This is a genomic window from Klebsiella sp. HMSC09D12 (genome assembly GCF_001808475.1).
Taxonomy (GTDB): domain Bacteria; phylum Pseudomonadota; class Gammaproteobacteria; order Enterobacterales; family Enterobacteriaceae; genus Klebsiella; species Klebsiella oxytoca.
Genome location: NZ_KV793428.1, coordinates 84,529 through 96,316, shown reverse-complemented (window position 1 = coordinate 96,316; position 11,788 = coordinate 84,529). Strand labels below are relative to the sequence as shown.

8 protein-coding genes and 1 pseudogene are annotated in these 11,788 nt (G+C 57.0%); 4 read left to right on the top strand and 5 right to left on the bottom strand.

The features are described 5' to 3' along the window. Nucleotides 1-109: 109 nt before the first annotated feature. From HMPREF3178_RS06030 to HMPREF3178_RS06020, 3 genes are read right to left on the bottom strand one after another with little or no spacing between them, the layout of a single operon-like run. Nucleotides 110-313 (bottom strand): YpfN family protein, encoded by a 204-nt coding sequence (locus HMPREF3178_RS06030; RefSeq protein WP_004104407.1) that lies wholly within the window; start codon nucleotides 311-313, stop codon nucleotides 110-112. A 27-nt stretch (nucleotides 314-340) separates the two neighbouring features. Next, nucleotides 341-1,468, bottom strand: coding sequence for a succinyl-diaminopimelate desuccinylase (gene dapE / locus HMPREF3178_RS06025; RefSeq protein ID WP_004104405.1), 1,128 nt, complete (start codon nucleotides 1,466-1,468; stop codon nucleotides 341-343). 3 nt (nucleotides 1,469-1,471) lie between these two features. Next, nucleotides 1,472-1,825 (bottom strand): ArsC family reductase, encoded by a 354-nt coding sequence (locus HMPREF3178_RS06020; RefSeq protein ID WP_004104403.1) that lies wholly within the window; start codon nucleotides 1,823-1,825, stop codon nucleotides 1,472-1,474. Between the two features lie 386 nt (nucleotides 1,826-2,211). Between HMPREF3178_RS06020 and ypfM the strand changes: the two genes are divergently transcribed. Then, complete coding sequence (gene ypfM / locus HMPREF3178_RS30790) at nucleotides 2,212-2,271, top strand: protein YpfM (RefSeq protein ID WP_100181659.1); 60 nt, start codon at nucleotides 2,212-2,214, stop codon at nucleotides 2,269-2,271. Nucleotides 2,272-2,407: 136 nt separating this feature from the next. Here ypfM and acrD read toward each other — a convergent pair whose 3' ends face one another. Then, nucleotides 2,408-5,521, bottom strand: a complete 3,114-nt coding sequence (acrD, locus tag HMPREF3178_RS06015; RefSeq protein ID WP_070585083.1) for a multidrug efflux RND transporter permease AcrD — start codon at nucleotides 5,519-5,521, stop codon at nucleotides 2,408-2,410. Nucleotides 5,522-5,894: 373 nt separating this feature from the next. On the opposite strand from acrD, the gene aegA reads away from it, so the two are divergent. The 3 genes and pseudogenes from aegA to HMPREF3178_RS06000 all read left to right on the top strand — a co-directional run bounded on the left by aegA (nucleotide 5,895) and on the right by HMPREF3178_RS06000 (nucleotide 9,648). Beyond that, nucleotides 5,895-7,859 carry a formate-dependent uric acid utilization protein AegA gene (aegA, locus tag HMPREF3178_RS06010; protein ID WP_070585081.1) on the top strand — a complete coding sequence of 655 codons (1,965 nt, stop codon included), beginning with the start codon at nucleotides 5,895-5,897 and terminating at the stop codon, nucleotides 7,857-7,859. Between the two features lie 58 nt (nucleotides 7,860-7,917). Further along, nucleotides 7,918-8,515: pseudogene (gene nudK / locus HMPREF3178_RS06005) on the top strand (GDP-mannose pyrophosphatase NudK). Between the two features lie 65 nt (nucleotides 8,516-8,580). Next, nucleotides 8,581-9,648, top strand: coding sequence for a DUF1176 domain-containing protein (locus tag HMPREF3178_RS06000; protein WP_032745619.1), 1,068 nt, complete (start codon nucleotides 8,581-8,583; stop codon nucleotides 9,646-9,648). On the opposite strand, the gene tkt is transcribed toward HMPREF3178_RS06000, so the two are convergent. Continuing rightward, the gene (gene tkt / locus HMPREF3178_RS05995; protein WP_004104397.1) at nucleotides 9,617-11,611 is read right to left on the bottom strand and encodes a transketolase; all 1,995 of its coding nucleotides are present in this window, start codon (nucleotides 11,609-11,611) and stop codon (nucleotides 9,617-9,619) included. The two genes, HMPREF3178_RS06000 and tkt, sit on opposite strands and share 32 nt — an antisense overlap. Between the last annotated feature and the right edge of the window lie 177 nt (nucleotides 11,612-11,788).

Below are 11,788 nucleotides of genomic sequence, written 5' to 3'. Positions count from 1 at the left end.
CCCGGAGGCGATGCTGCGCATCTGTCCGGGTTACTTGACCCACAGACTGACTGTAAGCCCGTAGCCTCCTCAGCGATGCGCTACCGGGAAAACCTAACAAAAAAAGATGTTACTTCTTCTTTGACGGGTCGTTCTTCGGCCAGTCGTCATCGTCATCCCACTTATCATTGAAGTCGCGGTGCGGCGGCAGATCCGGTTTATTGTTGAGAAATTTTTTATGGTCAACGCGGGTAAGATCTTTAATCACGTTGATCATCACGCCCACCAAAAATACCAACACCAGGACCCACCAGTACTTCGATAGCCAATCCATGCGCTTACCTCTTCTCTATTGATGCCGTCAGGCGACCAGCTGCTCCATAATGCGTTGATACATCCGCGCCAGTAGCTGGAGGTCGGCGGCATTCACACACTCGTTTATTTTATGAATGGTGGCATTCACTGGCCCCAGTTCAACCACCTGCGCGCCCATACGCGCGATAAAGCGCCCGTCGGACGTGCCGCCGTTAGTCAGCAGCTGCGGTTTTATTTCATTATAGTGCTCAATAGCGTTAACCACCGCATCAACCAGCTTACCGCGGCTGGTCAGGAACGGCTGCCCCGAGAGCCACCAGTCCACGCTGTAGCGCAGTTCGTATTTCTCCAGCAGCGCCACGACGCGCGCTTTAATCATTTCATCGGTCAGCTCGGTGCTAAAGCGGAAGTTGAACTGGACGAACATGTCGCCGGGAATGACGTTGTTGCTGCCGGTCCCGGACTGCACGTTAGCGATTTGCATACTGGTCGGCGGAAAGAATTCGTTGCCCTTATCCCATTCGATGTTCACCAGTTCCGCCAGCATCGGGGCGGCGCGGTGAACCGGGTTATCGGCGAGATGCGGATAGGCCACGTGCCCCTGTACGCCGTGAATGGTCAGGTTGCAGGTCAGCGAGCCGCGACGGCCGTTTTTGACGACATCGCCGACGACTTCGGTGCTGGACGGTTCGCCGACCAGGCAATAATCCAGGCGCTCATTGCGCGCCATCAGCGCTTCAACAACCTTTACGGTACCGTTTTTGGCGCTGGCCTCTTCATCTGAAGTAATCAGGAAGGCCAGACGACCTTTATGATTCGGATACTGAGCCACAAAGCGTTCTGCCGCGACCACCATCGCCGCGAGCGAGCCTTTCATATCTGCGGCGCCGCGGCCAAACAGCATGCCGTCGCGAATGGTGGGTTCAAAGGGGGGGTTAATCCAGCGATCGGCGTCGCCCGACGGAACGACATCGGTATGGCCGGCAAACGCTAACGTTTCCCCGCGCCCGCGCCAGGCCCAGAAGTTTTGGGTATCTCCGAAATCCATCGGTTCAACGGTAAAGCCAATCGCACGCAGACGTTCAATCATTAACGCCTGGCATCCCGCATCATCGGGGCTGAGGGAAGGGCGGCGAATAAGCTGCTGAGCCAGCTCAATGACCGGGCAAGACATAGACTACACCTCGTTAAACTGCTGATAACTTGATTCACTGAAACCCAGCAGCATAGGCTGACCGGGCGCGCAGAGCAATGGGCGTTTGATGATTGCCGGCATTTCCAGCATCAGTTTCGCCGCGGCGTCGGCGTTATTGATACCGGTGCGAACCGTTTCGTCCAGCTTGCGCCAGGTCGTACCGCGAGTATTGAGCAGCGCTTCCCAGCCGAGCTCGGCAATAAAGGTGTCTAATAAATTGCGATCCAGGCCATCGACACGATAATCATGAAAGCGATATTCTATCTGATGGGCTTCCAGCCAGCGGCGGGCCTTTTTAATGGTGTCGCAGTTTTTTATCCCGTACATGGTGAGCATGATTAAACCTTTTCCGTTGAATTAAATGATTAGCTAAGAATCTTCCGAATATATAAACCCTGAATAAATAATACGTGAATTACATTAATAAATATCGTTTTTTCCCCGCCAGAGATATTTAACGTTACATTCTGGCTGTTTTTTGAGCGATTGGCCGCGACCAGTGCTGGCCATAAGGCGGCGCCAGGCGCTTCTGGCTGATGAACAAATGTTGCTAATTGTTGCTGTCGGTCACATTAAAATGCCCGGAATCGGGTCATAGTACTTACAAACGAAAGAAATCATTCCGCAGGGGGTAATTAGAGTTATCAGAACGATAGCGCAAACGCGCTTTTAACCATCAATGAATTTGCATAAAATCACCCATAATAATAAGAGAGGCTATTATGATTGAACATGAACTGGGGAACTGGAAAGACTTTATCGAAGGCATGCTTCGTAAATAGATTTCCGCAATAAAAGCATGGCGATTTCACAGGCAGAATAATAATGCAGTTGAAGCGACCACATCAAAAAGGCGACACATCCGGTCGCCTTTTCTGTTATTTGGCTCCGGCGACATATCGCCAGGGCGCATCCTGATTATTGCGGCCGTTCCTTGAGCGGGAAGCGACGACGCACCAGCACGAAAAACAGCGGTACGAAGAAGATTGCCAGCACCGTGGCTGAAATCATCCCGCCCATGACCCCGGTGCCAACGGCATGCTGACTGCCGGAACCCGCACCGGTACTGGTGGCCATCGGCAGCACGCCGAAGATAAACGCCAGCGAGGTCATCAGGATCGGCCGCAGACGCTGGCGACAGGCGGAGAGCGTGGCGGTAAGCAGGTCCTCGCCTTTCTGATTCAGCTCATTGGCAAACTCGACAATGAGAATGGCGTTCTTCGCCGACAGACCGATCACCGTCAGCAGTCCCACCTGGAAGTAGACATCGTTTTCCAGACCGCGCATCCAGGTCGCCAGCAGGGCGCCGATGACCCCCAGCGGCACCACCAGCATCACAGAGAACGGCACCGACCAGCTTTCGTACAGCGCCGCCAGGCACAGGAACACGACCAGCAGCGAAATGGCGTACAGCGCCGGAGCCTGCGCGCCGGAGAGGCGCTCCTGATACGACATCGCCGTCCATTCAAGGCCAAAGCCGTTTGGCAGCTGGCGGGCCAGCTCTTCCATAATTGTCATCGCGGTACCGGTACTGACGCCCGGCGCGGCTTCACCGACGATTTCTACCGCTGAATAGCCGTTGTAGCGCTCCAGACGCGGCGAACCGGTCTCCCAGCGGGAGGTGGCGAAAGCGGAGAAGGGCACCATCGTGCCGCTGCTGTTGCGTACGTACCACAGATTAATGTCGTCCGGCAGCATGCGATACGGCGCGGCCGCCTGAACATAGACCTTCTTCACGCGGCCGCGGTCCATAAAGTCGTTGACGTAGCTTGACCCCCACGCGGTCTGGAGGGTGTCGTTGATATCATCGATGGAGACGCCCAGCGCCTGGGCTTTGCGCTGATCGATATCCACCTGTAGCTGCGGGCTATCGTCAAGGCCGTTGAGGCGAACGCGGGTCAGCTGGTTATTTTTAGCGGCCAGCTCCAGTAGGGTATCGCGAGCGGCCATCAGCGCTTCGTGTCCGTTGCCCGCATGGTCTTCCAGTTCCATATCGAAACCGGCGGAACTGCCCAGGCCGCTGATGGCCGGCGGGCTGCTGGCAAAGACGCGAGCTTCTTTTATTTTGTTAAACGCTTTGGTTGCGCGTTCGATGATAGCGAAAGAGGAACCGGTTGTAGGATCGCGTTGGTCCCAGTCCTTCAGGCGAACGAACATACGCGCTACGTTCTGTCCGTTGCCGCCGGGGCCGGAGCCGATGGTGGCGAACACCGATTCGACGTTTTGTTTTTCGTTTTTCAGGAAATAGTCTTCCGCCTGCTGGACCACCTTCAGGGTTTGCTGCTGGGTCGAACCGCTGGGCAATTGCACCGACGTGGTAAACATGCCGCGGTCTTCCAGCGGCAGGAATGACGTTGGCAGATGCAGGAACAGAAACACCATCCCCCCCAGCAGCAGGACGTAGATCATTATCCAGCGCAGCGAACGGTGAAGAATTTTGCCGACGGCGGTTTCGTAGCGGCTGGCGTTGCGGTTAAACGTGCGGTTAAACCAGCCAAAGAAACCCCGTTGCCCGTGGGTTTCGCCTTTATGCACCGGTTTGAGCAGCGTGGCGCACAGCGCCGGGGTAAGGATCATCGCCACCAGAACCGACAGCACCATTGCCGAGACGATGGTGATCGAGAACTGACGATAAATCGCGCCGGTGGTGCCGCCGAAGAAGGCCATTGGCACGAATACTGCCGATAGAACCATGGCGATACCGACCAGCGCACCCTGAATTTGCCCCATCGATTTTCGCGTCGCTTCACGCGGCGAGAGGCCCTCCTCGCTCATGATACGCTCGACGTTTTCCACCACCACGATGGCGTCGTCCACCAGCAGGCCTATCGCCAGCACCACCGCAAACATGGTCAAGGTGTTGATGCTGTAGCCGCAGGCGTAGAGGACAGCGAAAGTCCCCATTAGCACCACCGGAACGGCGATGGTTGGGATCAATGTCGCGCGGAAGTTCTGCAAGAACAGATACATGACGAGGAACACCAGCGCGATGGCTTCGAGCAGCGTTTTCACCACGTCGGTAATCGACGCCTTAACGAATGAGGTGGTTTCGTAAGCGACTTTATATTCCAGACCATGCGGGAAGTATTGCGACAGCTCGTTCAGACGGCTGATGACGCGTTCGGCGGTCGCCATTTCGTTTGCGCCAGAGGCCAGCTTAACCCCCAGCCCGGAAGCCGCCTGGCGGTTGTAGCGGCTGAGGTAATCGTATTTCTCCGCTCCCATTTCCACGGTCGCGACGTCGCCAAGGGTAACTTCCGAGCCGTCCTGATTAACCCGAAGGGTGATATTGCGGAACTGTTCCGGGGTTTGTAACAGCGATTGCGAATTAATTGTCGCGTTGAGCGCCTGTTTATCTACCGAAGGCGTACCGCCCAGCTGGCCGACGGCAATCTGCGCGTTCTGTGAAGAGATGGCATCGGTGACGTCTTTTGCCGTCATCTGAAAACTGTTGAGTTTGGCCGGATCGAGCCAGATACGCATCGAATACTGGGAACCATAGGCGTCAATGTCGCCGACGCCGTTTACCCGGCTGAGCGGGTCCTGAATGTTACTGGCGACGTAGTCGGCGATATCCTGTTTATCCATGCTGCCATCGGTAGAGACGAACGCAATCGTCAGGATGTTGGTGTCCCCGGTTTTACGCACCGTCACGCCCTGGTTCTGGACGGCTTGCGGGAGTTTACGCATCGCCGACTGCAGCTGGTTCTGTACCTGCTGGACGGCTTCGTCCGGATCGGTACCGGCGGTAAAGCTTAGCGTCACGGTGGCTTGCCCGGTGCCGCTGCTCTGGGATGACATGTACATCAGGTTGTCGAGGCCGGTCATATTCTGCTCGATAACCTGGGTAACGGTATTTTCCAGCGTTTGTGCCGAGGCCCCGGGATAGTTTGCTGCGATCCTGACGTTAGGAGGGGCAAGTTCGGGATATTGCTCAACGGGAAGCGACAAAATTGCGAGCGTACCGGTCAGGCATAACAGGATTGCCAGAACCCACGCAAAAATGGGGCGATCGATAAAAAAATTCGCCATCAGAATTAGGACCTCATTTTGCACATTTTTTTGTTATTGCAGAGCCTGTGACACTCTAGCGGCAAGGGCGCAGGCAATCGTGGAGAAAATAAGGAGATAGTGTAATTTATCGTGTGCCTTTTATGGCAGCGTAAAGAACCGTCCTTCTCCCTCTACCGACGTCATCCTTTCTGCCCGTCGCCGCAGACGCGGCCTATTATCACTTAGCTAAATAAAACGTAATTTCATTTAAGTCAAAAAAATTGATCCAACTCGGGTTATTACCAAAAAATCGGCGACCTGTGCAATTGCACATTGTTCCAGCCCCGCCTTGTCGGGTAATAGATAGTCATGCGAATTGAGGGGTTATTCACCAATAAGACTGAAGGATGTCATGAACCACTTTATTTTAAGCGATAGTCATAGGTGCATCGGATGCAAGGCTTGTGAAGTTGCCTGCGTCATGGCGCATAACGATGAGCAGCATGTATTGACCCCGCAGCGTTTTTTGCCGCGCATTACGGTTATCAAAAATGAGCAAAAGCGTAACGCAGTAACCTGTCACCACTGTGAAGGCGCGCCGTGCGCCCGCAGTTGTCCAAATGACGCCATCAGCCAGCTTAACGGCAGCGTCCAGGTGAATCAGGAAAAATGCATCGGCTGTAAATCCTGTATGGTTGCCTGCCCGTTTGGCGTGATGCAAATCGTCCTGACGCCGGTACAGGAGGGCAGAGTCAAAGCGACGGCGCATAAGTGCGATTTGTGTAACGGTCGCGAAGAGGGGCCTGCCTGCGTGCAAAACTGCCCGGCCGGGGCGCTGGAGCTGGCGACGGACAGCACGCTGATGAATCTGGCGAAACAGCGGCGTCAGCGCGCGGCGCGTCTGGGTCACCCCGGTGCCCCGATGGCATCTTGCTCCGCCGGGAAAGTCGCACAGATGGCCGCGACGCCGCCGCGCGGCGAGCCCGACAAGCTATCCGCCGCAGCGCGTAAGGCCAATTTTGCCGAAATTTATCTTCCGTTCAGCGCCGGACAGGCCAATCGCGAGGCGGAACGCTGCCTGAAATGCGGCGAAAACAGCATTTGTGAATGGACCTGCCCGCTGCACAACCATATTCCGCAGTGGATTGAGCGGGTGAAAGAGGGGGATATCGCCGCCGCCGTTGAGCTTTCTCATCAGACCAACTGCCTGCCGGAAATAACCGGTCGCGTCTGCCCGCAGGACCGCCTGTGCGAAGGGGCCTGCACGCTGCGCGATGAGCACGGTTCGGTGACTATCGGCAACATTGAACGCTATATCTCCGACCAGGCGCTGGCCAACGGCTGGCGGCCGGATCTTTCGCAGGTCGTGAACAGCGGTAAGCGGGTGGCGATTATCGGCGCCGGTCCAGCCGGTCTCGCCTGCGCCGACCGGCTGGTGCGCAACGGCGTAAGCCCGGTGGTGTTTGACCGCCATCCGGAAATCGGCGGCCTGCTGACCTTTGGCATTCCGGCCTTCAAGCTGGATAAATCCCTGCTTGCCCGGCGGCGTGAAATCTTCACCCAAATGGGCGTACGCTTTGAGCTGAACTGCGAAATAGGCAAGGATATTCCGCTGACGACGCTGCTTGATGAATATGATGCGGTATTTATTGGCGCAGGTACCTATCGCTCCATGAAAGCGGATCTGCCGAATGAAGACGCGCCCGGCGTTTACGATGCGCTGCCGTTTCTGATCGCGAATACTAAACAGGTTATGGGGCTGCTGGAGCTGCCGGAAGAGCCTTACGTCAATACCGAGGGGCTGAACGTCGTGGTACTCGGCGGCGGCGATACGGCGATGGACTGCGTGCGCACTGCGCTGCGCCACGGCGCAAAGCAGGTCACCTGCGCCTATCGTCGCGATGAAGCCAACATGCCCGGTTCGAAGAAAGAGGTGAAAAACGCGCGCGAAGAGGGGGCATTATTTGAATTTAACGTCCAGCCGGTCACCCTGGAGCTGAACGAAGAGGGGCACGTCAACGGCGTGCGCTTCCTGCGAACCCAGCTTGGCGCGCCGGATGCACAGGGACGCCGCAGCCCTTCGCCAATCCCCGGAAGCGAGTTCGTGATGCCCGCCGATGCGGTGATTATGGCCTTCGGTTTCCATCCGCACGGTATGCCGTGGCTGGAATCGGTGGGCGTGAAGCTCGACAGCCGCGGCCGAATTAAGGCCAATGTGGAAAGTCGCTATCGTTACCAGACCACTCATCGTAAGGTGTTTGCCGGCGGCGATGCGGTGCGCGGCGCCGATCTGGTGGTAACTGCAATGGCGGAAGGCCGCCACGCGGCGCAGGGGATCATGGACTTCCTCGAGGTTAAACCGATTTCGCTTCACTAACGACAAAGCGGGTTCCGCAGCGTAGTATGACATCGTTATTTCACGCTGTGGGGCCCGTATGTCACTCAATATCAACATTATCAAAGATAAAATCCTCTCCGAAAACTGGTTCGTTTTGCGCAACATGACCTATGAGCTGACGCGCAGCGACGGCAACGTGGTTCGCCATAAACGCGAAGTCTACGATCGCGGCAACGGTGCGACCATCTTGCTGTATAACCGCCATAAGCAGACCGTCGTGCTGGTTCGCCAGTTCCGCATCGCGACCTGGGTAAACGGCAACGAAGACGGGATGTTGATCGAAACCTGCGCCGGGCTGCTGGACAGCGACGAGCCGGAGGCGTGCGTGCGTAAAGAAGCCATTGAAGAGACCGGCTTCGAAGTCGGCGAAGTGCGCAAACTGTTTGAACTGTTTATGTCGCCCGGCGGCGTCACCGAGCTTATCCATTTCTTTATTGCCGAATATAACGATACCCAGCGGGCCAACGACGGTGGCGGCGTTGATGATGAAGAGATCGAGGTGCTGGAGCTCCCTTATCATCGGGCGCTGGAGATGATGGCCAACGGGGAAATCCGCGACGGCAAAGCGGTGATCCTGCTGCAATATTTGCAAAACTCCGGGCTGATGAACGGGGATCTCTGATAAATCCGATTGAGTAAAACCTCGCCGCTGGCGAACATAGCCGCTGTTTATGGCGTGTTCATCGGGGTTGTGCCGCTCATGTGGTATCGGGTTATTTTGTTTCTGCTTTGCGGTTTGCTGCCGGCATCGCTGGTGCGGGCGGCGCCGGCGCAACAGCTCTTCAGCGACTGGCAGGTGACCTGCAACAATCAGAACTTCTGCGTAGCCCGCAACGTCGGGCTACACCACGGCCTGGTGATGACCCTTACCCGCAGCGCCGGAGCGGCAACCAGCGCCAGCCTGCGTATTGAGCTGGGAGGCGTGGGCAACCCGGTGGCGGCGCTGGCGCCGATAGCGCCCCGGCTTCAGCTCGATGGCAAACCCCTGGCCTTGAGCGATACACACTGGCAGATTGCCGACAAACTGCTGAAAACTGACGATAACGTCACCATTGACGCATTCCTGCAGCAAGTGCAAAACGCGCAGACCATCACGCTTGAAAAGGGTCTCCAGACTATTTCTCTGCAGGGGCTCAAAGCCGCCCTGCTGTTTATTGATAGCCAGCAAAAGCGGGTGGGGAGCGAGACCGCATGGGTCGGCAAGGGTGAAGAGCCGCCGCTCAGCGTACCGCCTGCGCCGGCGCTGCGATCGGTGGTGAAAATGGAGGGGGCGCAGTCGCCCCTGAGCCGCGATGAACTTAACGATCTGATGGATTATGGCAATGAGCGCATGAACAGCAGCGCCTGTTCACTGAATCCGTTTCGCCGCGAGGTACGGGTGTCCGCGCTGACCGACGAGAAGGTCCTGTTGATGACCAGCTGCGAAGCGGGCGCCTACAATACCATTTGGCTGGCCTGGCTGGTTTCGCGCCAGCGGCCATATATTGCTCACCCGGTACGACTCACGCTGCCCTTCCAGCCCCCCGGCGATGCGCCGCGTGACGTCGAGCTGGTGAACGCCAGCTACGACGATCGGCATCAGGAACTGGTGACCCTCGATAAAGGGCGCGCACCCGGCGATTGCGGTATCCAAACGCGCTGGCGTTATGACGGCCAGCGGTTTAGCCTGGTACGCTACGCGCAGCAGCCGCAGTGCGATAACTGGCAGGGGCCAGACGCCTGGCCCACGCTATGGGTTACCCGTTCTGTAGCTCATCCGCTACGCTGACGATATGCTCAACGGTAAAGCCGAAGTAAGGGAAGAGCTTATCGGCCGGCGCGGATTCGCCATAGCCGGTCATACCGACGATTTTTCCTTTTAGCCCCACGTATTTATACCAGTAGTCGGCGATACCGGCTTCGACGGCGACGCGGGCGCTGACGTCCGAGGGCAGGACGGATTCCCGATACGCCTCATCCTGCGCATCAAAGACATCGGTCGATGGCAGGGAAACCACGCGCACGTTCACCCCTTTGGCCAGCAGCTTCTCCGCCGCCAGCACGGTTATCTCGACTTCCGAACCGGTGGCTATCAGGATCAGGTCCGGCTTGCCGCCTGCGTCCTTCAGCACGTAGCCGCCGCGGGCGATATTCTGTACCTGCTCCGGCGTGCGCGCCATTTGCGCCAGATTTTGCCTGGAGAGGATCAGCGCCGTCGGTCCGCTATGGCGCTCTACCGCCAGCTTCCACGCCACCGCGGCTTCTACCTGATCGCACGGTCGCCAGGTGCTGAAATTTGGCGTCAGGCGCAGGCTGGCCAGCTGTTCGACCGCCTGGTGCGTCGGGCCATCTTCGCCGAGACCGATGGAGTCGTGGGTATAGACCATGATTTGCCGCGCTTTCATCAGCGCCGCCATACGCGCCGCGTTGCGGGCATATTCGACGAACATGAGGAAAGTGGCGGTATAGGGCACAAACCCGCCGTGATGCGCGATGCCGTTGGCGATGGCCGTCATCCCGAATTCACGAACGCCGTAGTGGATATAGTTACCCGCCGGATCCTCTTTCAGCGAAGTCGACCCTTTCCAGATGGTCAGGTTGCTGGGCGCGAGGTCGGCGGAGCCGCCCAGCAGTTCCGGCAGGTGCGGGCCGTAGGCATCGAGGGCATTTTGCGAAGCCTTACGGGTGGCGATTTTCGCCGGGTTAGCCTGCAGATCGGCGATATACTTCTGCGTCGTTTCATCCCACGACTCAGGCAGTCCGCCGCTCATGCGCCGCGTAAACTCCGCCGCCAGCTGCGGATGGGCCTGCTGATACGCAGCAAACTTCTCCTGCCAGCTTTTCTGCGCCTTTTGCCCTTTTTCACGCGCATCCCAGGCCCGGTAGATCTCTTTCGGGATCTCAAACGCCGGGTGATGCCAGCCGAGTTTCTGACGCGCCAGCGCCACCTCCTGTTCACCCAGCGCGGCGCCGTGCGCCTCTTCCTTGCCGGCTTTATTCGGCGAGCCGAAGCCTATCACCGTACGGCAGATAATCAGCGAGGGTTTGTCCTTCACGCTCTGGGCTTCCAGAATCGCTTTCTTCACGGCTTCGGGGTCGTGGCCGTCAATTTCATGCACCACATGCCAGTGATAGGCCTCAAAGCGTTTTGCCGTGTCATCGGTAAACCAGCCCTTCGTTTCACCATCGATGGAAATGCCGTTGTGGTCGTAGAAGCCGATCAGCTTGCCCAGTCCTAACGTCCCCGCCAGGGAACACACTTCATGAGAAATCCCCTCCATCAGGCAGCCATCGCCCATAAACACGTAGGTGAAGTGATCGACAATTTCGTGTTCCGGCTGGTTAAACTGCGCCGCCAGCGTGCGCTCGGCGATAGCCAGACCCACGGCATTTGCCAGTCCTTGCCCCAGCGGACCGGTGGTGGTTTCCACCCCCGGCGTATAGCCAATCTCCGGGTGACCCGGGGTTTTTGAATGCAGCTGACGGAAGTTTTTTATCTCTTCGATGGGCAGATCGTAACCCGTCAGATGCAGCAGGCTGTAGAGCAGCATTGATGCGTGACCGTTGGAGAGAATAAAACGGTCGCGGTCGTACCATTTTGGGTCTTCAGGATTGTGCTTAAGGAAATCGTTCCACAGCACCTCGGCGATATCGGCCATACCCATTGGCGCGCCAGGGTGGCCGGAGTTGGCTTTCTGTACTGCATCCATACTCAGGGCGCGGATGGCGTTGGCTAGTTCTCTACGGGACATAATGTGCTCCTGAAACAATGAGTTGCATGAGTTTTTATTGGTTTAGGATAGAGAGGGTGATGAGTTGCATAACTAAAAAGCATAGCAGACGGGGCTATCATTGCCTCCGAATCTAAGTTACATAAACATTATAAATCGATAACAAACATAACTTTGTTATGGCGAGAGTATGGCGGT